This is a genomic window from Streptomyces sp. YGL11-2 (assembly GCF_050054615.1).
Taxonomy (GTDB): domain Bacteria; phylum Actinomycetota; class Actinomycetes; order Streptomycetales; family Streptomycetaceae; genus Streptomyces.
Window position 1 is genome coordinate 202,013 of sequence record NZ_JBNHIN010000003.1, and the last position, 25,916, is coordinate 227,928.

Consider the following 25,916-nt stretch of genomic DNA (forward strand, 5'->3'; position numbering starts at 1 on the left):
CGGTTCGCTTACAGGCGGCAACTTCGCCGTATGAGAGGCAGTCAGATCTGTAGACGACAATGCACCACAACCCATGACATCGGGGAGCGCATATGCACATCAGGGGCGACCACGTCGAGTTGGTCGTCGGGGGCCGGCTCGACGTCCGCAGCGCTGCGGACGCCCGCACGGCCCTGCACGCCGCCGTCGACGCCGGCCGGGGCGATCTGGTGCTGGACCTGACCGAACTGGAGTCGTGGGACGCCACCGGCCTCGGCGTGATCATGGGCGCGCACCGGCGTGCGGGCCGGGTCAATCGCCGGCTGGTGCTGCGCGGAGTGCCGCCCCAGATGCAGCGCCTCCTGGTCGCCACCCGGCTCCACCGCATCCTCGCGATCGAGGGCGGCATCGAAGCGGAATCGCTTCCCCGGGTGTGACGCGCCGGCCGCGGTGACCGGCCGGGCCCGGAGCGGCCTGGACCGGCCCGGAGCTGCCGGGCCCAGCCTGGGAGGAATGTCGCAAACCGCACCTTGTCCCCCTAATCCGGGGTGTTCTCGTCAGGGTGCCACCCCGCCGTGCGCTCCCCGGGTGTCCGGGGCTAGGGTTCGGGTCCCCGCCGTATGCCATCAACCGCGGCGGGGCACCGGACCAGACGCGACGGCTGAAGAGATCCGCCGGAGCCGGGGGAGTGCGGACGGCCGGAAGCACCGACGGCACGCACATTCTGGGAGCTTGCAGCATGGACCCGAACACGCACCGGGGACCTGAGGAGTACGGCGGGCAGGACGCGCCCGACGCGCCGCCGGCCTCCGCGTCCGCCGCCGACCTGCAGGGCGGCTCCGGCGGGCTCGCCCGGGTCGTCCGGCTGGTCGCCGGCAACTACCTCGTCGCCGTCAACCCGGTCGACGGCAGCGAGATACAGCCGTGCCCGCCCGGCGACCGGCCCGCCCCGCCGGAGAAGCTCGACCAGCAGGAACGTGCCGAGGCGGCCCGCGCCGCGGCGCCCCCCGTGCCGTCCGGCCCGGTCTCCTTCGCCGGCCACGAGGTCCGCCTCGAAGAGCGCGACGAGGACGTCGAACGGCTGGTCCGGCTGCTCACCCGCGGCCGCTCCGTCCGCGTCACCGGCCCCTCCGGCTCGGGCCGCACCCGGCTGCTGGAGTCCGTCGCCGACGCGGTGGCGGACCTCGCCCCCGACGGCGTGGTCCGGCTCTCCGGCTACCACAGGGGCGTCACCGACGTCCTCCACGCCCTGTACGCGGCGGTCTACCGGGCCCCGCAGCACCGCCCCGACCGGGCCGAGCTGCTGCGGCTCCTCGGCGGCATCGGCGCGATCGTCGTCGTCGACGACCTGGAGTTCGGCGGCGCCGCGCTCGACGAGCTCCTCGACGCCACCCCCGAGTGCGCCTTCCTGCTCTCCGCGACCCCCGACGTCCCGGCCCCCAGCGCCGACTCGCACCTCGAAGAGGTCTTCGTCGGCGGGATCAGCCGCAACGCCGGCGTACGGCTGCTGGAGCGCGCCGTGGGCCGCCCGCTCACCGCCGACGAGGACACCTGGGCCGCCGACCTCTGGTTCGAGTCCGAGGGGCTGCCGCTGCGGTTCGTCCAGGCCGCCGCCCTGCTGCGGCACCGCGAGCGGGCACGCACCGCGCCCGGCGCCCTGGACGACGGCTACGGGCTGTTCCCCGAGGAGAGCCCGGCCGCGGCCAACGACCCCGGCGAGCGCCCCGAGACGCCGCTGCCGCCCCTCGGGGAGGCCGCCGCGCCCGCCTCGCTGCTCGCCGACCGGCTCGGCGCCGCCGCCCAGGAGACGCTCCGCTTCGCGGTCGCCCTCAACGGTGAACTCCCGCACCAGGCGCACCTGCCGGCCCTCACCCAGGACACCCACGCGGACGCCGCCCTCGGCGAACTGCTGGGCAGCGGCCTGATCAGCCCGGCCGGCACCCACTACCGGCTCGCCGGCTCCGTCCGGGACCAGCTGATCGCCGCCGGCTACGCGGAGGGCGCCGCCGGCCGCGCGCACACCGCGGCCCAGCACTACGCCTGGTGGGCCGGGCACCCCTCGGTCACCCCCGAGCGGGCCGCCGCCGAGTCCGACGCAGTGCTGGCCGCGATGGGCGTGCTGACCGGCAGCCGGGAGGGCGGTCACCCGGCCGCGGCCGTGCTGCTGGCCCGTACGGCGGCGCCCGCGTTCGCCGCGGCGCTGCACTGGAGCGCCTGGGAGCGCAGCCTGCGGCACGGCCAGGAGGCCGCCCGGCTGGCCGGTGAGGTCGCCGAAGAGGCGTACTTCCACCACGAGTTGGGCGTACTGGCGCTGTGCAGCGGCAACATCGACCGGGCGCGCGCCGAGCTGGAGGCGTCCATCGGGCTGCGCGGGGTGCTCTCCGACCGCGACGGCGCGGTCGCCGGGCGGCGGGCGCTGGCCCTGGTCATCGACCGCGCGCGGGCCGCCTCGGCGAACGCGGCCACGACCGTGCTGAAGTCGGTCGGCCCGGCGGCCGGCGCGGCGGCGGCCGTGGACGCCCCGGACGCCCGGGACACCGCGCGGACCCCGGCCACCGGGTCGCCCGACGCCGTCTCGACCGCCAAGCTCAACGCCGTTCGCCCCGCCGGCACCGGCCCGACGGTCGTCGCCCGCGGGGCCACGGCCGCCGCCGCGTCCGGCTCCGCCGGCGAGACCACCGCGCCCACCGCCGCGGTCCCGGCCGCCAAGGGCACCGCCGCCGGCACCGGGAGCGCCCGGCGCGGCATCCTGCGCGGCAGCCGCCGCAACCTCGTCGCCGCCGGCGCCGGGGTGCTGCTGGCCGCCGCGCTCGGCACCGCCGTCACCATCGGCGCGACCTCCGGCACCTCCACCACCCACGACCGCAACGTCACCACCGAGCAGACCTCGGGCGGCGACAGCGGCAGCCCGGACACGCCGGGGCAGGACCCCGCTACGGGCTCCGGCCTGCCGGGAGCTTCGGCAGGGGCGTCCGGTACCACCCGGCCCGGCACCCCCGGCCACAAGCCCGCCCCTGCGCCGTCCACCGGCCGTCCCGGCACCACCGGCGCGCCGACCGGCACCGGCCCGGGCTCCCCGACGACCGGACCCACCAGGCCGACCGGCGAGCCCACCACCCCCACCAGCCGGCCGACCCGTCCCTCGCACAGCCCGAGCGGCAGTCCCACGAAGTCGACGTCGCCCAGCCCGACCGAGGAGCCGACCACCACGCCGACCGGCCCCACGGGCAAGCCGACGGGCCAGACCCCGTCGCAGAGCGCCGGCGGCCCGTCGGGCAACAGCCCGTCCGGCACCAGCGCCGCCGCGGCCACGGCCACCGGCTCCGGCGATCCGGCGTCCGCATCCGGCCAGGGCACTCCGACCGGCTGACGCCCCAAGAACGTCCGGGAACACCACGACGGCCCGGTACGGACCGCCCGCCGGAAGGCGGGCCGGCCGGTACCGGGCCGTCGTGGTGTTCCGTTCTCAGAACAGCCGCAGCTTGTCGTCCTCGATGCCGCGCAGCCCGTCGTAGTCCAGCACCACGCACCCGATCCCGCGGTCCGTGGCCAGCACCCGGGCCTGCGGCTTGATCTCCTGAGCTGCGAAGACGCCCTTCACCGGGGCCAAGTGCGGGTCGCGGTTGAGGAGTTCGAGGTAGCGGGTGAGCTGCTCGACACCGTCGATCTCGCCCCGCCGCTTGATCTCGACCGCAACGGTCTGGCCGTCGGCGTCCCGGCACAAGATATCCACCGGACCAATGGCGGTGGGGTATTCACGCCGAATCAGCGAATAGCCCTCGCCCAGTGTCTCGATCCGATCGGCGAGCAGCTCCTGGAGGTGGGCCTCCACACCGTCCTTGATGAGTCCCGGGTCCACCCCGAGCTCGTGCGAGGAGTCGTGGAAGATCTCCTCCAGGGTGATGATGAGTTTCTCCCCGCCCTTGTTCTCCACCGTCCACACATCGCCGTCCCCTTCCTTGAGGGAACAGGGCGGGGACATCCAGTTGAGGGGTTTGTAGGCCCGGTCGTCCGCGTGGATGGAGACGGAGCCGTCGGCCTTCACCAGGATCAGGCGGGGGGCGGAGGGCAGGTGGGCGGTGAGCCGGCCCGCGTAGTCCACGGAGCAGCGGGCGATGACGAGACGCATGGTGCGCCACGCTACTCGAACCGGGGCCGCTGACGCGATTCGCCCCTGGACGCCGGTCCCTTTACGGGGGAAACCCCCGCACCCCCGGCGCCCGCCATTGGCCGGTTGTATGTGCAATCCCATGGTGCGGGCCCCTTGCGCGGCATACCGTTGAAGCAGGGGGTCGTGGGGCGAACACGCTCTGTCGCGAATTCCCCTTGTCCCATCCCTAGGCCCCGTCCGTCCCGGCGGGTCCGCGAGAGGAGAACCTCATGTCGCTCGACGTCTCACCGGCCCTCCTCGAACAGGCCGAGCGAGGCGAGGTCGACGAAGCCGCATTTGTCGACTGCGTCCGGAACTCCCTGCCTTACGCATGGGGGATGATCAGCTCTCTGGTGGCTCAGCTGAAGGTGGACGGCGGAGAGTTCGCCGACAACCAGACGCCGCCGCCGGACGAGCAGGCGCGCGGCCAGCTGCTGCGCGCGCTGGCGAGTGACGCCATTCGCGGTTCGTTGGAGCGTCACTTCGGTGTGCGACTCGCCTTCCAGAACTGCCACCGGGTCGCGGTCTTCCCGCTCGACCCGGCGGTGGACGCGCGGCTGGCAAAATTCACCTCCATCCGGGGCCAGCTGCTGAACCAGTCGCCCGAACTCCGCGACTGCTGATCGGAGTTGCTGCCGCTGAGCGGGTCGGCCGGAGCACCCTCCGAGACCGTGCACCGGCGGCAGCACCACCGACCAGCCGTACTCCGCAGCCCGCCCCGCCCCCTCGCCACGGCCCGCCCCGCAGGCCCGCGAGGGCGCGCGGTGGTCGGCCGGACGGCCACCGGCCCCGGTCACCCCAGCTGCGGCAGCACCTCGGAGCCCAGCCGCCGGACGTTCTCCTCGGTGGCGGCGAGATCCCCGGAGCCCTCCACGAGCAGCGCGAACCGCCGGATGCCCGTACGCTCCGAGGTCGCCGCCAGCCGGTCCGCGCACGACTCCGGCGTGCCGACCGGATGCAGCGCGCACAACAGCTCCGTATACGCCAGCGGATCCCGCATCCGGCGATAGCGGCCGTCGACCGTCACATGCGCGCCGAGCCCCTGGCGCAGCCAGCCGGGCATCGCCTTCGTCAGCGTCTCCACCGCCGCCGCCCGGTCGTCCGCGATCTGCACCACGCCCGCCGACACATGCTCCGCCGCGGCGATTTCGTCGCCGTCCCGGCCGGCCTCCCGCGCCGCCGACCGCCACAGCGCGACCATGTCCGACTTCTCCTCGTCGCCGCTGTGCATCCCCAGCAGCATCGGCAGCCCGCGCGCGGCGGCCAGTTTGACCGACTCGGCGGAGGTGCACGCCACGACCACCGGCGGCCCGGCCGTCAGACCGTCCGGATCGTCCGGATCCCCCAGCGCCTCGGCCGGCCGCGGCACCACCGCCACCTCCCGGAACGCGTAGCGCTCGCCCTGCGCGCCCACCCGCGGTTCGCGCAGCCAGCGCAGCAGCAGATCCAGTGACTCCGGGAAGCCGTGGTCGTACGCGGCCAGGCCGGAGCCGAAGACCTCCAGATCGACCCAGGGGCCGCCCCGGCCGACGCCGAGCGTGAACCGCCCCTGGGACGTCAGATGCAGCAGCGCTGCCTGCTCACCGAGCGCCACCGGATGCTGGGTCGGCAGCACACTGACCGCCGTGCCCACGCCGATCCGGCGGGTCCGTCCCAGCAGCAGCGCGGCCAGCGTCGCCGCCTGCGGGCAGACGCCGTACGGCACGAAGTGGTGTTCCGCCAGCCAGACGTCGTGGAGACCGGCCTGCTCCGCGGTCTCCGCGGAGCGCACCGCGCGGTGCAGTGCTTCCCCCTGTCCCTGGCCCGGGAATTGAGCGGCCAGGATGAACGCACCTACGCGCATCGCTCTCTGCCTCCTCGCAGCCGACGCGACTCCCCCCTCACAGGCAACAACGTGCGACACGTGCCCAGGGCACGGCCTGACGCGAAATTTCCAGATCATCGCAGAAACGTGGCAGCGGGCTTCTGCCCCTGACCGTGCCGCGTACGCTGGTGACGGCCTCCCCCAAGTGCTCCACGCGTCCCCCGCTCTCCCCTTCTCCCCGCCCTCGGCTCCGTTCGAGCGGGGGGACCTCCATGAGCGGGGGACCCCACGAGCAAGGGGGGACTCCCGTCCCCGTCGACATCCCGAGGTGTGCTGTGTCCCCGCGTCGAAACCGCCAGCGCGGTGCGAAACCCGTCGAGCGCGCGGGCGGCGAGCGCTACGGCCTGGAAGCCACCGAGGAGTGGCGGGGCGAGGAGTGGGTCGTCCGGCAGATCGGTGGGGGCGGCGCGGCCAAGCACTACCGCTGCCCGGGCTGCGACCAGGAGATCCCGCCGGGCGTCCCGCACGTCGTCACCTGGCCCCGGCACGGCGACGTCGACGACCGCCGCCACTGGCACCGCGCCTGCTGGAACGCACGGGACCGCCGGAGCGCACGGCTCCAGCGGTCCCGGAACGCGCCCAGGTACTGAGCGCGGAAGGCGAGTCGAGCGGTCAGACGTCCCGCTTGAGGAGCACCCCGTAGGCGCCGCCCAGGGCGACCGCGGTCACCCCCGCGAGGATCAGCACCGGCTCCCAGCCCGACGGGCCCTCGGGCAGGAACGGGATGTCGTAGAGCGTGGCGAACGCGTTGGGCACCGAGTACTCGATCATCTTGTGCTGGAAGTCCTTGAGGGACTCGCCCTGGAGGAACAGCGCCAGCAGCATCGGCAGCAGCACCACGCCCATCATGGCGCTGATGGCGCCCGCGGAGTGCCGCAGCAGGGCGCCGACGGACAGCGCCAGCAGACCGAGCAGCGCGACGTACAGACCGGCGCCGACGGTGCCGCGCAGCCACTGGTCGACGGTCGGCTCCGGGCCGTTGAGCATCCCGTAGTCGAGCAGCGCCACCAGGGTCGTGGCGATCGTGGTCAGCACCAGCGCCAGCCCGAAGAAGACGATCGCCTTCGCGGTCAGCACCCGGGCGCGGCTGGGGCAGGCGGTCAGTGTCGTACGGATCATGCCGGTGCCGTACTCCGACGAGATCGACAGCACGCCCAGCGTCATCACGCACAGGCTGCCGAGCAGCACGCCGACGAAGCCGACCGCGAGCAGCGGGTTGACCCGCCGCTCCGAGCCCAGCGCGAGCGCCGACAGCAGCCCGACGCCGACGATGAGCAGCAGCATCACGCCGAGCGTCCACATCGTCGAGCGCACCGAGCGGATCTTGGTCCACTCGGAGACCAGCGCATCGCCGAGGTGGCTCGCGCGCACCGGGATGGGGGAGACGTAACCGGCCCCGCCCGCCTGCCAGTTGGGGGCCTCGGGGTGGTGCGGCTGCTGCGGGGGCGGGCCCTGCGGCTGGGGCTGCTGGTGGGGCGGGCCGGCGGCCGGGACGGTGAGCATCATCGTGCCGGCCGCCCCACCCGGCCCGCCCGGACCGTGCGCCGCCAGCGGCGTCGGCTCGGGGTGGCCGCCGGCCGGCGGCTGGGCCTGGGGGAGCGGCTGGGCCTGGAGCATCATCGTGCCGGCCTCCTTGGCGGGGCCGGACTGCTCCGGTGCCTGCTGGGCCTGGAGCATCATCGTCCCCGCCTCCTTGGCGGGCGCGGGCTGCCCGGGCGCCTGCTGGGCCTGGAGCATCATGGTGCCCGCTTCCTTGGCGGGCGTGGGCTGCTCCGGTGCCGGCTGCGGCGGGGCCGGGGGAGCGGCCGGCGGCATCGGCGCGGCGGGCGGCATCTCCTGCGCACCGGTGTCGTGCGGTCCGCGCTGCGGCTGCGGCTGGGGCTGCGGCTGCTGAGGGCTGGTCATCGGGCGTCCTCGTGGTGCGGCGTGGGCAGATCGGCGGGGGCGGCGGGCTGCGGCTGCTGCCCGTACGGGTGGGGCGCGCCGTAGGGACCGGGAGCCCCGTACGGGTGACCCTGGCCCTGCGGCGGCAGCGGCTGACCCGGCACCGGAGCGGCCCCGGGGGGCTGGGCGTACGGGTTCGGCGGCAACTGGCCCGGCACCGGCGGCTGGAGCGCCCCGGGCGGCACGGCGTATCCCTGTGGGACGGCTCCCTGCGGGGCGTATCCCTGCGGCGCGTACCCGGCCGGGGCCTGCTGCTGGAGGCCGGCCCGCTGGTCGGTCGTCGAGCGGTAGTCGACGACGCCCTGCGTCATCCGCATGTACGCCTCTTCGAGAGACGCCTGGTGCGGCGAGAGCTCCCACAGCCGGACCTCGGCCGTGTGCGCCAGATCGCTGATCCGGGGCAGCGGCAGCCCGGTCACCCGCAGCGCGCCGTCCGGCTCGGGCACCGCCTGGCCGCCCGCCTCACCGATCGCCGCGGTCAGCTTCTCGCGCTGCTCCGGCTCGCCGTCCGGCGTCCGCACCCGGGCGAAGTCCGCGGAGTGGGCCGAGATGAAGTCCTTGACGGACATGTCCGCCAGCAGCTGGCCGCGGCCGATCACGATCAGGTGCTCGGCGGTCAGCGCCATCTCGCTCATCAGGTGCGAGGAGACGAAGACGGTACGGCCCTCGGCCGCCAGCTGCTTCATCAGGTTCCGCACCCACAGGATGCCTTCGGGGTCCAGGCCGTTGACGGGCTCGTCGAAGAGCAGCACCTGCGGATCGCCGAGCAGCGCCGCCGCGATGCCCAGCCGCTGGCCCATACCGAGCGAGAAGCCCTTGGAGCGCCGGTTGGCGACGTCCTGGAGACCGACCACCCCCAGCACCTCGTCGACCCGCCGGGCCGGAATGCCGGACAGCTGGGCCAGCGACAGCAGATGCGACCGCGCGCTGCGCCCGCCGTGCACGGCCTTGGCGTCGAGCAAAGCGCCCACCTGGCGCGGGGCGTTGGGCACGTCGCGGAACGGACGGCCGCCGATCGTGGCACGGCCCGACGTCGGCGTGTCCAGGCCCAGGATCATCCGCATCGTCGTCGACTTGCCGGAGCCGTTGGGCCCCAGGAAACCGGTGACCGTGCCCGGCCGCACCCGGAACGACAGGTTGTGCACGGCCGTCTTGGGCCCGTAGCGCTTGGTCAGGCCGACTGCCTCGATCATTCTCCGCCCCTCGCAGATGGTCGGGGCAGAGGCGCCCTCGTACCCCCGTGAGGGTTAGGAGGCTATACGTCCCTTGACGGTTCCCGCCAAAACGGGGGGACTCCGGCACCGGTTGGGGCGGCCCGGGACGCTCCCGTCAGGCGTCGCGTCTGCGCAGCAGCAGGAAGCCGCCGAGCAGCGCCGCCGCCGTCCAGGCCGCCATGATGGCGAAGCCGCCCCACGGCCCGTACGGCGTCTGGTCGTTGACGGGGGCGACCACCTGCATGATCTTCGAGCCGGCCTGGTCCGGGAGGTAGCGGCCGATCTTCCGGGTCGCCGAGACGTTCCCGAGGATGCTGGAGATCAGGAAGAAGAACGGCATCAGGATGCCGAGCGACAGCATCGGGCTGCGCAGCATCGTGGCCACCGCCATCGAGAACAGCGCGATCATCGTCATGTAGAGGCAGCCGCCGACCACCGCCCGCAGCACGCCCGGATCGCCGAGGTACGCCCGGTGCTCGCCGAGCGCCGCCTGCCCCGCGAAGAACGTCACGAAGCTGGTCGCCAGGCCGACCGCGAAGACCAGCGCGGTGGCCACCAGCAGCTTGCTGAACAGGAAGGTGCCGCGCTGCGGTACGGCGGCGAGCGAGGTGCGGATCATGCCGGTGCTGTACTCGTTCGAGACCACCAGCACCCCGAAGACGATCATCGACAGCTGGCCCAGGCCCATCCCGGCGAAGCTGATGTTGGTCGGGTCGAAGGCGAGTCGCCGGGCGTCCGGCATCGAGGCGAAGTCGTTTCTGGCGAGGGTGCAGATCAGCACGCCCACGACGACGGTCACCACCACCGCGATGCCCAGCGTCCACACCGTCGACCGCACCGACCTGATCTTGGTCCACTCCGACCGCAGGACCTGCCCGACCACGGCCATCCGTCAGCTCCTTCTCTTCTGCCACTGTGCGCCCCAGCCGCCCGGCTGCGGGCTTTCCTGCCGCGGACCGCCTGGTGGCGGACTGCCTGGTGGCGGACCGGCCGGTGGTGGACCGCCCGGCTGCGGACGGCCGGGCTGCGGACCCCACGGTCGGGGGCTTCCCGGCTGTGGCCCCCTCGGCTGCGGACCCCCCGGCCGGGGGCCGCCCGAGAACGCGCCCTGCGGCACCGCGGGCCGTCGCGGCTGCCCGGCCCACGGCCCGGCCGGCTCGCCGTTGTGCGCGTGGTACTCCACCGAACCGGCCGTCAGCCGCATGAACGCCTCCTCCAGGGACGCCTGCTGGGGGCTCAGCTCGTGCAGCACCAGCCCGCGCGCGGCGGCCAGTTCGCCCAGCCGGCGGGCCGGCACCCCGTCGACCTCCAGCGAGCCGTCGCGGGCCGCCACCGCCGCGACGCCCTCGCGGCGCAGCACGTCCAGCAGCCGCTCCCGCTCCGGGGACCGCAGCCGGACGTACGACCGCGAGTTCTGCCGGATGAACTCCGCCATCGACGTGTCCGCCAGCAGCCGGCCCTGCCCGATCACCACCAAGTGGTCCGCGGTCAGCGCCATTTCGCTCATCAGGTGGGAGGAGACGAAGACCGTACGGCCCTGGGCCGCGAGGTTCTTCATCAGGTTGCGGATCCAGTGGATGCCCTCGGGGTCGAGCCCGTTGACCGGCTCGTCGAACATCAGGATCCGCGGATCGCCGAGCAGCGCCGCCGCGATCCCGAGCCGCTGGCCCATGCCGAGCGAGAAGCCCTTGGACCGCTTCCCGGCGACCGCGGTCAGCCCGACGGTGTCCAGCACCTGGGCCACCCGGGACCGGGGGATGCCGTTGCTCTGGGCCAGACACAGCAGATGGTGGGCGGCACTGCGGCCACCGTGCATCGCCTTGGCGTCCAGCAGCGCGCCGACATACGTGAGGGGGTTCCTCAGCTGCCGGTAGTGCATGCCGTCGATGCGGACCGTGCCGGCCGTCGGATTGTCCAGATCGAGCATCATCCGCATGGTGGTGGACTTGCCCGCGCCGTTGGGACCGAGGAAGCCGGTGACGATGCCCGGCCGGACGGTGAAGGTCAGATGGTCCACCGCAACCTTGTCGCCGTAATGCTTGGTCAGCCCCTCGACCTCGATCATGTACAGCACGCTAGGCCCGCCCTGATGGCCCCGCCACCGGGGCGGCGCCGCCCGGTGGACCGGTCACGACGGCGCCCCCGCACCGCCACGGAGGCGGTACGGGGGCGCGGTTCGGCGAAGCGGGAACGTGCCTGCGGGTCAGCGCGACTGCTGGGCGGGCACGCCGCGGGTGAGGGACTCCTCGTCGCCCGGCGCACCGGCCGCGGCCACCGCGGCACCGGTCAGCGTCGCCAGCATCTCGCGGACGTTGGTCAGCTGCGCGTTGATCGAGTCGCGGCGGTTGGTGAGCGCCGCCAGCTCGCGCTCCGATTCGCTGCGGATCCGGTCGGCCTTGGCGTTGGCGTCGGCCACGATGTCCTCGGCCTGGCGCTGCGCGGTCTCCACGGTCTGACGGGCCCGGCGCTCGGCGTCCGTCCGCAGCTTCTCGGCCTCCAGGCGCAGCTGCTCGGCGCGGTGCTCGATCTCCGCCAGCCGCTTCTCGGCCTTGGCCTGACGCGAGGCCAGATCGCGCTCGGACTGCTCCCGGCGCTTGGCCAGGTTGGTCTCGAAGTCCGCGGCGGCCTGGGCGGCCTTGGCACGGGTCTCCTCGAAGAGGGAGTCCGCCTCCTCCCGCTTGGACTGAGCGTCCTTCTGCGCCTCGGCGCGCAGGGTCGACGCCTCGCCCTTGGCCTTCTCGACGATCCTGGCGCCCTCGTCCTCGGCCTTCGCCTTGCGCTCGGCGGCGAACTGCTCGGCGTCGTTGCGGACCTGCTGGGCGGCCGACTCGGCCAGCTCGCGATGCTGCTCGGCAGCCCGACGAGCCTCCTCGCGCAGGTCCTTGGCCTCCTCCTCGGCGAGACGGAGGATCTTTTCGACGCGCGCGCCGAGGCCCGCGTAGGACGGCTCGGCGTCATTGACCTGAGCCTGGGCGTTCTGCGTTTCGAGGTGCAGCTCCTCGATGCGCTTCTCCAGCGAGGTGATACGGGCCAGCGCGCTGTCGCGGTCCGCGACGAGCTTCGTAATGCGGTCATCCACCTGACCGCGGTCGTACCCACGCCGCACGAGCTCGAAGCCGAAGGGGGAGGAAGTGTCGCTCATGGGGTTCCTGTCGAAAGAGACCGGTGAGGTGATAAGGAGAATCCTAGGGGTCTTAACGGCGTGTCATCGAGTCATTGCGCGTTTGAAGTGGAGAATGACCCCTCATTTGAGTGGCTACCCTTCAGACTGCTTGCCACTCGAACGAGTTGCGCCCGCTCCCGCAGCGGCTTTCACACCCCCGCCCTTGCCGTCCGCGCCCCCCGCGGGAGCCTCGAACGACTCCAGCGCTTCCAGAACGTCCTGAACCCGGGAGATTTCGGCGTTGATGTCCTCGCGGCGGCGCACCAGCACCTCCAGCTCGTGCTTGCCCTCCTCCACGATCCGGGTGGCTTCCTCCTCGGCCTCCGTACGCATCCGCTTCGCGTCGCGCACCGCCTCGGCCTTCTTGTTCTCGGCCTCCTTGATGAGGCCCTCGGCCTTCTTGACGGCCTGGATCCGGACCTTGCTCGCCTCGCTGTTCGCGTCGGACATCAACCGGTCGGCCTTCTCCTCGGCCTCCACCTGCTGCGCGGTGGCCTGCGCGATGAGCTTGTCGACCCGCTCGCCGGCGTTCTTCATCGTCTCCGCCGACTCCCGGCGGGCCCGCTCGTGCAGCTCCTCGACCTCGGACTCGATGCGCACCCGCAGCTCCTCGGCGCGCTCCCTTATGGCCGTGGCGTCCCCACGGGCCTCGCTCAGCAGCGTGTCGGCGTCCGTACGGGCCTTCTCCACCCGCGCGTTGCCCTCGTCCGTCGCCTCCCGGACGAGCCGGTCGGCCTCCTTGCGGGCGGCCCCGACCATCGTGTCGGCCTGCTCCTCGGCGCCGGTGGCCGTCTTCAGCGCCTCCTCCTGGGCCTTGGCGATGAGCTGGTCGGCCTGCTCGGCGGCGTCGCCGCGGCGCTTGGCCGCGTCCTTGCGAGCCTCGTCCAGCAGCCCGTCGGCCTCCTCCTGCGCCTCGGTCCTGGTGCGCTCGGCGGCCGCCTCCGCGTCCTCGCGGACCTTCGCGGACTCGCTGCGGGTGCGGTTGGCGTGCTCCTGCGCGGCGGTGACGGTCTCGGCCGCCTCGGCGCGCAGCCGGTCCGCCTCCGCGGTGGCCGTGGCGATCATCCGGTCCGCCTGCTCGCGGGCGTCCGCCCGGGCGCGGTCCGCGTCCCGCTCGGCGTCCGCGGTCCGCTCCGCCGCCTCCGAACGCAGCCGCTCGGCCTCGCCGGCGGCCTCCGCCACCAGTTCGTCGGCCTGCGTCGCGGCGTCCGCACGCGCCTTGTTGGCCGCCTTGCGCGCCTCGTCGCCGGTGCGCTCCGCGTCCGTACGGGCGCCCTCCAGCACCTCGGCGGCCTCGGCGCGCAGCCGCTCGGCCTCCTCGGTGGCCTCCGCGACCATCGCCCGCGCCTGCTGCTCGCCCTCCGCGCGCAGCCGGTCGGCGGCCTCCTGGCCCTCCCGGACCGTACGGTCCGCGTCGTCCTGCGCCGAAGACGTCAGCTCGGTGGCCTCGGTGACGATCCGCTCGGCCTCCGTACGCGCCTCGGCGATCAGGCGGTCGGTCTGCTCGGCGGCCTCCGACCGCATCCGGTTCGCGTCGTCCCGCGCCTCGGCCCGCGCCCGCGCCGCGTCCTGTTCCGCCGACGCCAACGCGTCCGACGCGTCGGTGCGCAGCTGCTGCGCCTTCGCGGTGGCGTCCGCGACCAGCTTCTCCGCCTGTGCGGTGGCCTCGGTGACGAGTCGGTCGGCCTGTTCGGCGGCTTCGGTGCGGGCGGCGTTGGCGTCGCGGCGGGCCTCGTCCAGGACGTCCGCGGCCTGGGTCCGCAGCCGCTCGGCCTCCTCGATGGCCTCCGAAACCATCCGCTCCGCGAGGGACTTGGCGGCCTCCGACGAGTCCTGCGCCTCCCGCCGCACCCGCGCCGCGTCCTCCGACGCGCGCTCGCGCTCGGCGTAGGCGTCCGCACGGACCCGGTCGGCCTCCTCCTGCGCCTCGGACCGGGTCCGTTCGGCGGCGTGCTCGGCCGCCGAACGCAGCCCGGCGATCTCCTCGTTGGCCTGGTCGTGCAGCCCCGCGACCGCGTCGCGCACCTGCTGCGCGGTCTGCTCGGCCGCCGCCACCAGCTCGCCGGCCCGCCGGTCCGCCTCCTCGACCAGCCGCTCGGCCTCCTCCTGCGCCTCGCTCACCCGCGTACGGGCCGACGCCAGCAGCTCCTCGCTCTGCTCCCGCGCCGCGGTGCGCTCCTGGTGGGCCTCCTCACGGGCCTCGCCCAGCAGCTGCTCGGCCTCCCGGCGGCGGCGCGCGGCCTCCTCCTGGGCCTCGGCGAGCGCCTGCGCCGCCTCCGTGCCGGTGCGCTCGGCGGCAGCCGCCGCCTCCGCGCGCACCCGGTCCGCGGTCTCCTGCGCCTCCGCCTTCAGCCGCTCCGCCTCGGCGGACGCCTCGCCGCGCAGCCGTACGGACACCGCCTCGGCCTCGGAACGCGCCGCCGAGGCGTCCTCGGCGGCCTCCGCGCGCAGCCGCTCGGCCTCCTCCTCGGCCTGCTGCGCCAGCGACCGCCGGCGCTCCGCGGCCTCCGCCTTGAGCCGGGCCGCCTCCTCCTGCGTCTCCCGGCGCAGCTGCTCGGCCTCCGCGCGGGCCTCGCGCAGCGCCTCCTCGGCGGCGGCGACCCGCTCCTCCGCCTCGACGCGCAGCCGGTCCAGTTCGGCCTGTGCCTCGGCCCGCCGCTCCTCGGTGGCCTCCTCGGCCTCCGCGCGCAGCGCCGCGGCGCTCTTCTCGGCCTCGGACGTCAGCTCCTCGGCGGCCTGGGTGCCCTCCAGCAGCAGCTGTTCGGCCTCCGCACGGGCCCGCTCCAGCGCCTCCTCGGCCTGTCGGCGCAGCCCCGAGGCCCGCTCGATGGCCTCCGTCCGCACCCGCTCGCTCTCCGCGACCGCGCCCGAACGGGTCTCCTCGGCACCGGCGTTGGCCTTGGCCAGCAGCTCCTCGGCGGTCCCGGCCGCCTCCTCGATCTGCTGAACGGCCTCCCGGCGCGCCTCACTGCGGATCCGCTCGCCCTCGGCGACCGCGTCCGCCCGCAGCTGCTCCGCCTCGCCGCGCAGCCGCCGTGCCTCCTCCTGGAGTTCGACGGTCTTGGCGCGGTACTCCTTGGTGTCGTCCTTCGCCGCGCCCTTGAGCTGCGCCGCGGTGTCGTGCGCCTCCTCGCGCAGCCGGTCCGCCTCGGCCTCGGCCTCCCTGCGCAGCCGTTCGGCTTCCTCGGCGGCGGCCTTCGTGGTGGCCTTGGCGTCCTCGGACGCCCTGGTCAGCACCTCCTCGGCGGTCCGCGCCGCCTTCGCCAGCTGCGCCGCGGAGTCCTCCGCCACCTTGGAGCGCGCCGCGTCCTGCGCCTCCGAGAGCAGCCGATCGGACTCCGCCCGGGCATCCGCCCGCAGTTGCTCGGCCTCCGCCCTGAGCGCCTCGGCCTCCTTGGTGGCCTCTCCCACCAGCCGGGCGATCTCCGCCTTGGCCGTACGGGTGCGCTGCTCGTTCTCCGACTCGGCGGCCGACAGCCGCTTGGTGGCGGACTGCTGCGCCTCCTCGACGAGCTTCTCCGCCTCGGTGCGCGCCTCGCGCAGTGCGGTGTCCGCCTCCTTGACCCGGGCCTCGGCGGTACGGGTCAGCTCCGCGGCCTGCCGGCGGGCCTCCTCCGACTCGCTGCCGGCCGTGGTGCGCAGCTGCTCGGCCTGGTCGGTGGCCTCCTGGGCCTGGTTCGACGCGGCGTTCAGCAGCCGTTCGGCGTCCGTACGCGCCCGGCGCAGGATGGATTCCGCTTCGGCCCGCGCCTCCTCGGCCTGGGTGCCCAGCCGCTCGCGGGCCTGCTCGGCCAGCCGCTGCGCCTCGGCGCGCGCGGACGCCAGCGCCTGCTCGGCCTCCGCCCGGGACTCCTCCATCAGACGGCGGGCCTGCGACTCCGTACGGGCGCGCAGCTGCTCGGCCCAGGCGACGTTCTCGTTGACGTGCGATTCGACGGTCTGGCGGCGCTCGTTGAGCTCCTCGTCCAGCCGCTGCCGGCGGCCGACCGCCTCGGCGTGCAGCTCGGCCTCCAGCCGGGCCTGCCGCTCGGCCTGATCCTGGAGCAGCCGCTGGGTCTGCGCCCGTGCCTCGCGCAACTCCCGCTCGGCGTCCGAACGCAGCTGGTCGGCCTGGATCTGCGCGTTGCGCAGCAGTTGTTCGGCCTGGTGGCTGACGTTGTCGTAGGCAGGTCGGGTCGCGAGGTTGCGGCGCGCCTCGTGGAGCTTGGCGCGCAGTACCTCGACCTGGTAACCGAGGTCGTCGGCGTGCTGGACGGCCTTGTCCCGCTCGGTCTTCAGCCGCTCCATCTCGGCTTCGAACTGAGAGAGGTGGTCGGCCTCAGCCCACTTACGCTCCTGGCGTTCGTTGCCCCGCACTGCGCGGTCCCATCCGTCCCCTGGTCATGGTGGCGGCCGGCTCCGGTCCTGCGATGCGCGTCCCGTACACGTCCCGTCGTACCCGACTCACACCCATCGGAGCTGACCCTTCCGAAGAAATGGTGTCAGATCATCGGCAGAGTATGGACCGAGCCCCATTCCCTTACCCCGGCCGAAGCTGCACTCTACCGGCCGGGGAAGGCGAAGGTCAGTGGTCAGTCGCGGCGGGCGGCGCCGCGGTGACGAGTTCGGTGAGTACGCCGTGGCAGTCCTTGGGGTGCAGGAAGGTGATCCGCGAGCCCATCGAACCCGTCCTGGGCTCGTCGTAGAGGACCCGGACGCCCTTGTTCCGGATGTCGTCGGAGTCCCCGTCGACATCGGCCGTGCCGAAGGCGATGTGGTGCACGCCCTCGCCGTTCTTGGCCAGCCACTTGCCGACCGCGGAGTCCTCGCGGGTGGGCTCCAGGAGCTGCAGGTAGGACGCCCCGCCGTCGGACGTCTCGTTGATTTTGAGCATGGCCTCCCGCACGCCCTGCTCCTCGTTGACCTCGGAGTGGAACACCTCGAAGCCATACGTGGCACGGTAGAACTCGACGGTCTTGTCGAGGTCGAAACAGGCGATCCCGATGTGGTCGATTCGCGTCAGCATGGCTCCAGTGCACCGCCCGCACGGCTGGTTACGCAACGTGCGCGCGATCACACCTGCTTGCCGGTGACCCGGCGGCTACCCCTCAGTACATTGACGGGAACCCTCGTTAACTTCCCTGCAAAGGAAGGCCGCACCGTATGTCTGCAAACAACGGCACCACCTCAGTGATCGTGGCCGGAGCGCGCACCCCCATGGGCCGGCTCCTGGGGTCCCTGCGGACCTTCTCCGGAGCCGACCTCGGCGGCGTGGCCATCAAGGCGGCGCTGGACCGGGCCGGCATCGGCGGCGACCAGGTGCAGTACGTGATCATGGGCCAGGTGCTCCAGGCCGGGGCGGGGCAGATCCCGGCGCGCCAGGCCGCGGTCAAGGCCGGCATCCCCATGAACGTCCCCGCGCTGACCGTCAACAAGGTCTGCCTCTCCGGCCTCGACGCGATCGCGCTGGCCGACCAGCTCATCCGCGCCGGCGAGTTCGACGTGATCGTCGCCGGCGGCCAGGAGTCCATGACCAACGCCCCGCACCTGCTGCCGAAGTCCCGCGAGGGCTTCAAGTACGGCGCGGTGGAGATGCTCGACGCGATGGCGCACGACGGCCTGACGGACGCCTTCGAGAACATCGCGATGGGCGAGTCGACGGAGAAGCACAACACCCGCCTCGGCATCGGCCGCACCGAGCAGGACGAGATCGCCGCGGCCTCCCACCAGCGGGCCGCCGCCGCGCAGAAGAACGGCCTGTTCGAGGCCGAGATCACCCCCGTGGAGATCCCGCAGCGCAAGGGCGACCCGGTCATCTTCAGCAAGGACGAGGGCATCCGCGGCGAGACCACCGTGGAGTCGCTCGGCAAGCTCCGGCCCGCCTTCGCCAAGGACGGCACGATCACCGCGGGCACCTCCTCGCAGATCTCCGACGGCGCCGCCGCGGTGGTCGTCATGAGCAAGGCCAAGGCCGAGGCGCTGGGCCTGGAGTGGATCGCCGAGATCGGCGCGCACGGCAATGTCGCGGGCCCCGACAACTCCCTCCAGTCGCAGCCCTCCAACGCGATCGACCACGCCCTCGGCAAGGAGGGCCTGACCGTCGAAGATCTTGACCTGATCGAGATCAACGAGGCGTTCGCGGCGGTCGCCGTGCAGTCAATGAAGGATCTGGGGGTTTCCCCGGAAAAGGTGAATGTCAACGGTGGCGCGATCGCGCTCGGGCACCCGATCGGCATGTCCGGCGCCCGTATCGTGCTGCACCTCGCGCTGGAGCTGCGGCGGCGCGGCGGCGGCGTGGGCGCGGCGGCGCTGTGCGGCGGCGGCGGCCAGGGCGATGCGCTGATCATCCGGGTGCCGGGTAAGTAGGCGGATCCGCGCGGAGCGGGTACGGGAAGGAGTCCTCTTGTACCGGGCGAACCGGGTACGGGAGCCGGCCTTCACGTGCCGGCGTACCGGGTGAGGAACCGAGCGCGTACGGGCGGGCCGGACGCGGACGAGCGAGCCGAAGGAGCCGAGCGGCGATGGTGGACGTCCCCCAGCTGGTGGAACAGGCCCGGCAGGGCCGGCCGAGGGCGGTGGCCCGGCTGATCTCCCTCGTCGAGGGGGCGGCGCCGGAGCTGCGCGAGGTGATGGCGGCGCTGGCGCCGCTGACCGGAGGCGCGTACGTGGTCGGGCTCACCGGCTCGCCCGGCGTCGGGAAGTCCACCACGACGTCCGCGCTGGTGACCGCGTACCGCAAGGCGGGCAAACGGGTCGGCGTGCTCGCCGTCGACCCGTCGTCGCCGTTCTCCGGAGGTGCGCTGCTCGGCGACCGGGTGCGGATGAGCGAGCACGCCTCGGACCCCGGCGTCTACATCCGCTCGATGGCCACCCGCGGCCATCTGGGCGGGCTGGCGTGGGCGGCGCCGCAGGCGATCCGGGTGCTGGACGCGGCGGGTTGCGAGGTGGTGCTGGTCGAGACGGTCGGCGTCGGGCAGTCGGAGGTGGAGATCGCCTCCCAGGCCGACACCAGCGTGGTGCTGCTGGCGCCCGGGATGGGCGACGGGATCCAGGCCGCGAAGGCGGGCATCCTGGAGATCGGCGACGTCTACGTGGTCAACAAGGCCGACCGGGACGGCGCGGACGCCACCGCGCGGGAGCTCAACCACATGCTGGGGCTGGGCGAGGCGCGGGCCCCCGGCGACTGGCGGCCCCCGATCGTGAAGACGGTGGCGGCGCGCGGCGAGGGCGTCGACGAGGTCGTCGAGGCGCTGGAAAAGCACCGGGCCTGGATGGAGGAGCACGGCGTCCTCGCGCAGCGGCGGCTCGCGCGGGCGGCCCGAGAGGTCGAGACGATCGCGGTCACGGCACTGCGGTCGCGGATCGGCGACCTGTCGGGCGACCGCCATGTGGACGCGCTGGCCGAGCGCATCGTGGCCGGCGAGACGGACCCGTACCGGGCGGCGGACGAACTGGTGGCGGGCCTGACGTCGGGCGAGTGACCCGGACCCCGGCGACCCGCTGCGGTCGCGGTCCGGTGGGGCCGGCGCTCCCCGGGCGCCGCCCCCACCGGACCCCCGCGCTACAGCGCGCTGCGCCGCTCGCGGAGGTGTTCGGCGACGGGGGTGAGGGAGGTGCGGAGGGCTTCGAGGTCTTCGGTGGCGAAGAGGTCGATGAAGTGCCTGCGGACCGAGGCGACATGGTGCGGGGCGACCCGGCGCATGGTGTCCCAGCCCTCGTCCGTGAGGACGGCGTAGAGGCCGCGGCGGTCCGACTCGCAGCTCTCGCGGCGCACCAGGCCGGCGTTCTCCATGCGCGTGATCTGGTGCGAGAGGCGGCTCTTGGACTGCAGGGTGCTGGCCGCCAGGTCGCTCATCCGCAGCCGGCGGTCCTCGGCTTCGGAGAGGTTGACCAGGATCTCGTAGTCGTTGTTGGTCAGGCCGAACGGCTGCAGATCGCGCTCCAGTTGGTGCATCAGCAGTCTGCTGACGTCCAGATGAGTGCGCCAGGCACGCTGCTCCTGGTCGGTCAGCCAGGGGGTGTCGCTGTCGGTCGTCATGGATGAATTCTACCCGTGAAAGTTGAATAGTGAATTAATCATGGCTGTGGTGTGACGGACATCGGCCGGCCGGGACCTGGTGTTGGTCAGACGTTCGAGGTCACCGTCCGCAGACTACCGTTCACAGCCCGAAGCGGCGCTGGAGCCCCCCGGCGTCGCCGGGAAGCCGCGGCAGTTGTGAGCCACTTTGCGCAGCGTGGCCGCCGCCGTCCGGTATGCCGTCCTCCTCGGGCGGCGCGCCGGTCGCCCGCTCCGGCAGCATCTGTTCGGTCGACTGGAGCAGGACCGTCCCGGCGCCGGTGAACTCGTACTGGTGCTCCTCGCCCGAGGCGCCGCCGAAACCGGTGTGCGCCCGCACGCCGCCCAGGAATCCCCGCAGGTACCGATGGTCGTAGTGATGGCAGGGCGAGGGGCAGTCGGCCCAGCCGACGAGGGCCTGGGGGTCGACGCGGATCGGGGGCTCGACGAAGACCACGGGGCCGTTGGAGGCGGCGACGAACTTCCCGGTCCCGAGGAGCGTGAGGAAGCCGGGGATGATCGACTGCTTCAGCGACAGAGATGGCTGAAAGGCGAGCACGTTGCCGGCGCGAATCGTGAGGTTGCCCTCGTCCAGGTCGTAGGAGTTCACGTCGAAGGACCGGTCGGCGAGCAGCATCTTTCCCCGGCCCTCGGCGACCACCCAGTCCGCGGCGTGCAGTGGCGAATGGAAACTGCCGGCGATGAGGCGGTCCAGGGGGCCGTGCCCGACGCCGTGGAAGTCGATCCGCCCGTAGTAGGCGATCATCTTCCCCTTCTGGAGGAACCACCGGCCGTCGAGGTCGACGTTGAAGGCGTAGGGATTGACGTTGTCGTCGGCGGGGAGGGAGTGGACGTCGTGGACGACGGGACCGGTCACAGCTTCTCCTCCGACGCCTGGACGTAGACGGTGCCCTGCCCCGACAGCTCCAGCTGGAATGCCTCGCCCGAGCCACGCCCGATCATCTCGCGCCAACCGAGCGCGGCGGACAGCCTGTTGCGGACCTCGCCGCGGTGGGCGACATACGCCTGCGGGTCGACATGGACCGGGCGCTGCGGGGTGATCGGCAGCTCGATGACGCCGCCGTGCGCCAGCACCGCGACCGAGCCGTGGCTCTGGAGGGTGGTGGTGAACAGGCCCTGGCCGGTGACCTGCCCGCGCACCATGCCCATCACCCCGCCCTGGGAGCCCAGGAACAGGGTGCCCTGGGAGAGCGAACCGTCGAAGGCCAGCAGGCGGTCGGCCTCCACAGAGAGCGTCTCGCCGGTGAGGTCGACGACATGGACGTGGTGGCCGCCGTGCCCGAACATCACCGTCCCACCGGGGGTACCTCCCTGGTCTTCACGACCTTGGGGGACCTCCACGGTCATCAGGGGCGTGGCCTCGCCGGCGATCCGGCGGCCGATCATGGAGCCGACACCGCCCTGGCCGCCCTGGACGCTCGGGGTGAAGTGCACCTCGCCGCGGTAGGCGAGCATCGCGCCGCGCCGGCTGAACAACCGCTGCCCCGGGGCGATCCGGGCCTCCACCATGCGGGAGTTGAGGGCCGTGAACGGCATCAGACGTCACCGCCCACGGTGGTGCGCTCGCTGGGCTGCACGTATACCAGGCCCTCGCCCTCGAAGCGGATCTGGAACGCCTCGCCGGAGCCCTCGCCGATGAACGTGCGGAAATTCACTCCGGACTGGAAGTGCTGCCTGAGGCTCCCGGTGTGCGCGACATACGCCCCGGGGTCGACCTGGAGCGGGTACCGCTCGGTGACCCGCAGCACCACCGCCGGGCCGTCGGAGGTGATCGCCGCCTGGCCGTGGCCCTCGACCGTGGTGGTGAACAGGCCGTTGCCCCGCGAGGCGCCGCGCAGGCCGGTGAAGGTCGTGCCGGTCCGCAGCGCGGCGTCGGTGCACAGCAGATTGCCCGCCTCCACGTAGAGCTTCTCGCCCTGGAGCCGGACCAGGTTGATCTCGGCGGCGCGGTCCGCGAAATAGCAGGTGCCCCGGCCCTTCACCTCCATCACGGCCATCTGCTCGCCGGTCAGCCGCCGGGTGACCATGCCGCGCAGCCCCTCGCCGCCGCCGGTCACCTTCTTGAACGCCATCCGGCCCTCGTACGCGACCATCGCACCGTTCTTCGCCCTGACGGCGTCGTCCGCCATGTCGACGGCGAGCACCTTGCTCCCCTGGAGCCGAAACCGAGCCACGGCCCCGACGGTATCGGCCCGGGGCCGCGCGGGGCAGGGCTTTTGTCCCGGACCTTCCCCCGACGTCCCCCTGACGTCCCCCTGACCTCTCCCCGAGTCCGGGCCCCGAGTCCGGGCCCCGACCCGGGCGCGGTGATCACCGGGGCGGCTGTAACAATGGGGCGGATGCTTGTGAACTCTTGCACAAGCATCCGTGCTTGCCTCCCCCCTCCGCCCGAACGAGGTTCCCGTGGACATCAAGACCGCCGCCGCCCTGCACCGACTGCGCCTGGCATCCATTCCGGAGGCGCTCTCCTTCCCGGCGCTGCTGATATTCGGCACCGGATTCAAGCTGTTCCTCCACTACGACGCGCTGGTGTTCCCGCTGGGCATGCTGCACGGCATCCTGTTCACCATCGTCGTGGTGCTGCTGCTGGACGCCTGGAACCGCACCAAGTGGCCCTGGAAGCGCGCCGCCTTCTTCTTCGTCCTGGCCATCGTGCCATTCGGCGGCCTGTACGCGGACAAGGTGCTCAAGCGCGAGGAGCAGGCCAGCGTGATCGCCGCCCGCGCCCGCAAGGAAGGTGTCGTGAACGCATGATCGTCGCCTTCTCCGTGAGCCCGCTGGGCGTCGGCGAGGACGTCGGCGAGTACGTCGCCGACGCCGTCCGGGTCGTCCGCGAGTCCGGGCTGCCCAACCGCACGGACGCCATGTTCACCTCCATCGAGGGCGAGTGGGACGAGGTGATGGACGTCGTCAAGCGCGCCGTCGCCGCCGTCGAGGCGCGCTCCGGGCGGGTCTCGCTGGTCCTGAAGGCCGACATCCGGCCGGGCGTGACCGACGGGCTGACCTCGAAGGTCGAGACCGTCGAACGGCACCTGGCCCAGGACGCCCGGACCTCCTGACGCCCGGACGTCCCGGTCCGGACCGCTGAAGCCCTCCCGACGTCCCGGTGAGGGTGCGGGTCGCCGGTGTCCCCGTCAGTCGCCCGCCGCCAGGGCGATGCCCAGCGGCGTCCGCTCGTAGCGCACCTGGTGCCCGTGCCGGCGCGAGACCAGCAGACCGGCCTCGCGCAGCACGGACAGATGCGCCGAGACGGACGACGCGGCCAGCCCGAGCCGGTGCGCCAGCGCCGAGGTCGTCGCCGGCGCGTCCAGGGCGGCCAGCACCGCGGCCCGGTTGGCGCCCAGCAGCCGCGCCAGCGCCGGGCCGGCCGCCGAGCTTTGCCACAGCCTGCCGATCCCGCGCGCCGGATAGATCACGGTCGGCTGCCACGGCGGATCGAAACCGCTCACCACGTCCGGCCACACGAAGACGCTCGGCAGCAGCAGCACCCCGCGCCCGTCCAGGTCCTGCATCTGCACGAAGTCCGTCCGGGTGCGGACCGTGAGCGTGCCCTCCGACCAGGACAGCCGCGGATGCAGATCGGCGAACAGCCGGCGCAGCCCGCCGTCCGCCAACTGCCGTGACCGATAGGCGATTTCGGCCTCCAGCAGCGCCCGCAGACGGGGCCAGTCCGGGGCCAGCAGGGCGTGCCAGGCCCGCTCCGTGGTGTCCGCCAGCTCCTGGACGGCCCGCCGGGGATCGGCCAGCGCCGCCCGGCCGCGCGCCGATTCCGCGGCCCCCGGCGTACAGGCCAGCGACTTGGCCATCTCGGCGCGCGCCAGCGCCGGGTCGGTGGCCCGCAGCCGGGCCAGCTCCGCCGCGAAGTCCGCCAGGGGGACGTCCGGCGGCCGGCCCAGGAAATCGGGGGTGTACCCGGGCCGCGGTGACGGCATGAACAGCCACACCGGTGACAGGTCCAGCCCGGCCACCCGCTCCCGCATCCGCCGCAGCCACGGCAGGTGGTAGCCGTGCCGGTCGGTCCGCCGCAGGGTCCGCAGCGCCTCATGGGTCTCGCACAGCGGGGAGATCGCGAACCGGATACGCAGCAGGTCGTCCGCCCCGAAATGCAGGTCCAGCGGCACGGCCGGGCCCTCCCCTCCCCAGGATTCGGCTGGAGCCGAAACACTACGGCGCACCCGCCGGCCCCGGCACGCTGGCGCCATGCCGTCCCCCTCCGGGCCCGCACAGCCGGGCCGCGCCCCCGCCTGCCCGCCGGCCCCCGACCGGGACGCGGCCCGCCGCGCCCCGGCCCGCCGGGGCTACCGCGGGGTCTTCGCCGTCCCGGAGTTCCGCTGTGTCTTCGCCGCGCACCTGCTGTCCTCCCTGGGCGTGGTCGTCTGCGAGATCGCGCTCTCCGTCCTGGTCTTCCGGCTCACCGGTTCGCCGCTGCTCAGCGCCCTGACCTTCGCGCTGGGGTTGCTGCCGTACGTCCTCGGCGGCACCCTGCTGTCGGCCGTCGCCGACTGGTTCCCGGCCCGGCGGGTGCTGGTCCTGTGCGACACGCTGTGCGCGCTGGCGGCGGCGGCCATGGTGCTGCCCGGTGTCCCGGTGGCGGTGCTGCTCGCGCTGCGCTGTCTGATCGCGGCCATCGCGCCGGTCTTCGCCGGGACCCGCGCCGGGACGCTCGGCGAGATCCTCGGCGAGGGCGATCCGTTCGTCCTGGGGCGCTCGCTGATCCGGATCGTCAACCAGGGCGCCCAGCTGGCCGGCTTCGCCGCCGGGGGGCTGCTGCTGACCGCCGTTCCCCCGCGCGCGGTGCTCGGCGTCACCGCCGGCACCTTCGTCTGCTCGGCCCTGCTGCTGCGGCTGGGCACCGCCGCCCGCCCGGCGCGGAGGGCGAGTCGGCGCGGAGCGCCGTCTTCTGGGGGTGGAGGCCGGGTGACGGGAGGGCGGGCCCGCGGTGCGCTGCTGGCCGCCTCGCTGGCGGGCACCCGGCGGCTGCTCGCCGACCGGCGGATCCGGGCGCTGCTGCTCCTCGGCTGGGTGCCGCCGGCGGTCGTGGTCGTCCCCGAGGCGCTGCTCGTGCCGTACGGGGACCTCCTGGGCGCCGGGCCGGCCGGACAGGGGCTGCTGATGTGCAGCATGCCCATCGGTGCGGTGGTCGCCGAAACCCTGGCCGGGTCCTTCCTAGGGCCGCGGGCGCGCGCCCGACTGGCCTTCCCCATGGGCGTGTTCGCGGTGCTGCCCTCGCTGGGGTTCGCCGCCCGGCCGCCGCTCGGCTGGGCCGTGCTCCTGCTGGTGCTGACCGGGACCTCGATCTCGTACAACTTCGGCGTCGACCGGTGGTTCGCCGCCGCCGTCCCCGACGAACTGCTGGGGCAGGCGATGACGGTGATGCAGGCGGGCCGGATGACGGCCATGGGGCTGGCGATGGGGCTGGCCGGGGTGGCCGCCGACCACGCGCCGCTCCCGGTGGTCATGCCGGCCGCCGGGGTGGTGGGCGGGGTGTGCGTCCTGGTGGTGATCGCCGAGGTGCGGCGCACGCGGGCGCGGCCCGGCACCGGGCC

The 25,916-nt window shown here is 73.5% G+C and carries 23 protein-coding genes; 9 read left to right on the top strand and 14 right to left on the bottom strand.

Annotated elements, in window-relative coordinates; genetic code table 11:
* Positions 1 to 92 precede the first annotated feature (92 nt).
* Together ACO1BR_RS05560 and ACO1BR_RS05565 are read left to right on the top strand one after the other, a co-directional pair.
* Positions 93 to 416, top strand: coding sequence for an STAS domain-containing protein (locus ACO1BR_RS05560; RefSeq protein ID WP_426793870.1), 324 nt, complete (start codon positions 93 to 95; stop codon positions 414 to 416).
* Positions 417 to 718: 302 nt separating this feature from the next.
* Complete coding sequence (locus tag ACO1BR_RS05565) at positions 719 to 3,349, top strand: ATP-binding protein (protein WP_426793871.1); 2,631 nt, start codon at positions 719 to 721, stop codon at positions 3,347 to 3,349.
* 96 nt (positions 3,350 to 3,445) lie between these two features.
* On the opposite strand, the gene nucS is transcribed toward ACO1BR_RS05565, so the two are convergent.
* The gene (gene nucS, locus ACO1BR_RS05570) at positions 3,446 to 4,108 is read right to left on the bottom strand and encodes an endonuclease NucS (protein WP_159508034.1); all 663 of its coding nucleotides are present in this window, start codon (positions 4,106 to 4,108) and stop codon (positions 3,446 to 3,448) included.
* 251 nt (positions 4,109 to 4,359) lie between these two features.
* Here nucS and ACO1BR_RS05575 point away from each other — a divergent pair, with 251 nt between their 5' ends.
* The gene (locus tag ACO1BR_RS05575) at positions 4,360 to 4,752 is read left to right on the top strand and encodes an SCO5389 family protein (protein ID WP_189295640.1); all 393 of its coding nucleotides are present in this window, start codon (positions 4,360 to 4,362) and stop codon (positions 4,750 to 4,752) included.
* Positions 4,753 to 4,922: 170 nt separating this feature from the next.
* Here the strand turns inward: ACO1BR_RS05575 and ACO1BR_RS05580 are convergent, their stop codons facing one another.
* A complete protein-coding gene (locus ACO1BR_RS05580; protein WP_426793872.1) occupies positions 4,923 to 5,972 on the bottom strand; it encodes an LLM class flavin-dependent oxidoreductase in 1,050 nt (349 codons plus the stop codon).
* A 296-nt stretch (positions 5,973 to 6,268) separates the two neighbouring features.
* Here ACO1BR_RS05580 and ACO1BR_RS05585 point away from each other — a divergent pair, with 296 nt between their 5' ends.
* On the top strand, positions 6,269 to 6,583 hold the full coding sequence (locus ACO1BR_RS05585) for an ATP/GTP-binding protein (RefSeq protein WP_426793873.1): 315 nt from the start codon (positions 6,269 to 6,271) through the stop codon (positions 6,581 to 6,583).
* A gap of 22 nt (positions 6,584 to 6,605) precedes the next feature.
* Here ACO1BR_RS05585 and ACO1BR_RS05590 read toward each other — a convergent pair whose 3' ends face one another.
* The 7 genes from ACO1BR_RS05590 to mce form a co-directional block, all read right to left on the bottom strand.
* The gene (locus ACO1BR_RS05590; RefSeq protein ID WP_426793874.1) at positions 6,606 to 7,898 is read right to left on the bottom strand and encodes an ABC transporter permease subunit; all 1,293 of its coding nucleotides are present in this window, start codon (positions 7,896 to 7,898) and stop codon (positions 6,606 to 6,608) included.
* The gene (locus tag ACO1BR_RS05595; RefSeq protein WP_426793875.1) at positions 7,895 to 9,130 is read right to left on the bottom strand and encodes an ATP-binding cassette domain-containing protein; all 1,236 of its coding nucleotides are present in this window, start codon (positions 9,128 to 9,130) and stop codon (positions 7,895 to 7,897) included. The genes ACO1BR_RS05590 and ACO1BR_RS05595 overlap by 4 nt, the downstream gene beginning before the upstream one ends.
* A gap of 136 nt (positions 9,131 to 9,266) precedes the next feature.
* Positions 9,267 to 10,040 (bottom strand): ABC transporter permease, encoded by a 774-nt coding sequence (locus ACO1BR_RS05600; RefSeq protein ID WP_426793876.1) that lies wholly within the window; start codon positions 10,038 to 10,040, stop codon positions 9,267 to 9,269.
* Positions 10,041 to 10,043: 3 nt separating this feature from the next.
* On the bottom strand, positions 10,044 to 11,216 hold the full coding sequence (locus tag ACO1BR_RS05605) for an ABC transporter ATP-binding protein (RefSeq protein WP_426793877.1): 1,173 nt from the start codon (positions 11,214 to 11,216) through the stop codon (positions 10,044 to 10,046).
* A 138-nt stretch (positions 11,217 to 11,354) separates the two neighbouring features.
* On the bottom strand, positions 11,355 to 12,293 hold the full coding sequence (locus tag ACO1BR_RS05610; RefSeq protein WP_159508026.1) for a cellulose-binding protein: 939 nt from the start codon (positions 12,291 to 12,293) through the stop codon (positions 11,355 to 11,357).
* Positions 12,294 to 12,407: 114 nt separating this feature from the next.
* On the bottom strand, positions 12,408 to 16,670 hold the full coding sequence (gene scy, locus ACO1BR_RS05615; RefSeq protein WP_426793878.1) for a polarized growth protein Scy: 4,263 nt from the start codon (positions 16,668 to 16,670) through the stop codon (positions 12,408 to 12,410).
* Between the two features lie 208 nt (positions 16,671 to 16,878).
* The gene (mce, locus tag ACO1BR_RS05620) at positions 16,879 to 17,319 is read right to left on the bottom strand and encodes a methylmalonyl-CoA epimerase (RefSeq protein WP_159508024.1); all 441 of its coding nucleotides are present in this window, start codon (positions 17,317 to 17,319) and stop codon (positions 16,879 to 16,881) included.
* A gap of 164 nt (positions 17,320 to 17,483) precedes the next feature.
* Between mce and ACO1BR_RS05625 the strand changes: the two genes are divergently transcribed.
* Both ACO1BR_RS05625 and meaB read left to right on the top strand, forming a co-directional pair.
* Positions 17,484 to 18,659 (top strand): acetyl-CoA C-acetyltransferase, encoded by a 1,176-nt coding sequence (locus tag ACO1BR_RS05625; protein WP_426794009.1) that lies wholly within the window; start codon positions 17,484 to 17,486, stop codon positions 18,657 to 18,659.
* 155 nt (positions 18,660 to 18,814) lie between these two features.
* Positions 18,815 to 19,774 (top strand): methylmalonyl Co-A mutase-associated GTPase MeaB, encoded by a 960-nt coding sequence (gene meaB, locus ACO1BR_RS05630; RefSeq protein WP_426793879.1) that lies wholly within the window; start codon positions 18,815 to 18,817, stop codon positions 19,772 to 19,774.
* 80 nt (positions 19,775 to 19,854) lie between these two features.
* Here meaB and ACO1BR_RS05635 read toward each other — a convergent pair whose 3' ends face one another.
* The 4 genes from ACO1BR_RS05635 to ACO1BR_RS05650 all read right to left on the bottom strand — a co-directional run bounded on the left by ACO1BR_RS05635 (position 19,855) and on the right by ACO1BR_RS05650 (position 22,544).
* Entirely contained in the window at positions 19,855 to 20,331 is a 477-nt protein-coding gene (locus tag ACO1BR_RS05635) for a MarR family winged helix-turn-helix transcriptional regulator (protein ID WP_426793880.1), read from the bottom strand.
* A 121-nt stretch (positions 20,332 to 20,452) separates the two neighbouring features.
* Complete coding sequence (locus ACO1BR_RS05640; protein WP_426793881.1) at positions 20,453 to 21,226, bottom strand: AIM24 family protein; 774 nt, start codon at positions 21,224 to 21,226, stop codon at positions 20,453 to 20,455.
* Positions 21,223 to 21,906 carry an AIM24 family protein gene (locus ACO1BR_RS05645; RefSeq protein WP_426793882.1) on the bottom strand — a complete coding sequence of 228 codons (684 nt, stop codon included), beginning with the start codon at positions 21,904 to 21,906 and terminating at the stop codon, positions 21,223 to 21,225. The genes ACO1BR_RS05640 and ACO1BR_RS05645 overlap by 4 nt, the downstream gene beginning before the upstream one ends.
* The gene (locus ACO1BR_RS05650) at positions 21,906 to 22,544 is read right to left on the bottom strand and encodes an AIM24 family protein (RefSeq protein WP_426793883.1); all 639 of its coding nucleotides are present in this window, start codon (positions 22,542 to 22,544) and stop codon (positions 21,906 to 21,908) included. The genes ACO1BR_RS05645 and ACO1BR_RS05650 overlap by 1 nt, the downstream gene beginning before the upstream one ends.
* Before the next feature lie 229 nt (positions 22,545 to 22,773).
* Here ACO1BR_RS05650 and ACO1BR_RS05655 point away from each other — a divergent pair, with 229 nt between their 5' ends.
* On the top strand, positions 22,774 to 23,124 hold the full coding sequence (locus tag ACO1BR_RS05655; protein ID WP_159508020.1) for a DUF3817 domain-containing protein: 351 nt from the start codon (positions 22,774 to 22,776) through the stop codon (positions 23,122 to 23,124).
* Entirely contained in the window at positions 23,121 to 23,429 is a 309-nt protein-coding gene (locus ACO1BR_RS05660) for an MTH1187 family thiamine-binding protein (protein ID WP_159508019.1), read from the top strand. Before ACO1BR_RS05655 ends, ACO1BR_RS05660 begins: the two co-directional genes overlap by 4 nt.
* A 75-nt stretch (positions 23,430 to 23,504) precedes the next feature.
* Here the strand turns inward: ACO1BR_RS05660 and ACO1BR_RS05665 are convergent, their stop codons facing one another.
* Positions 23,505 to 24,491: a DUF5937 family protein gene (locus tag ACO1BR_RS05665; protein WP_426793884.1), complete on the bottom strand. Its 987-nt coding sequence runs from the start codon at positions 24,489 to 24,491 to the stop codon at positions 23,505 to 23,507.
* 79 nt (positions 24,492 to 24,570) lie between these two features.
* Between ACO1BR_RS05665 and ACO1BR_RS05670 the strand changes: the two genes are divergently transcribed.
* A partial coding sequence (locus tag ACO1BR_RS05670; RefSeq protein WP_426793885.1) for an MFS transporter occupies positions 24,571 to 25,916 on the top strand: 1,346 nt, incomplete at its 3' end.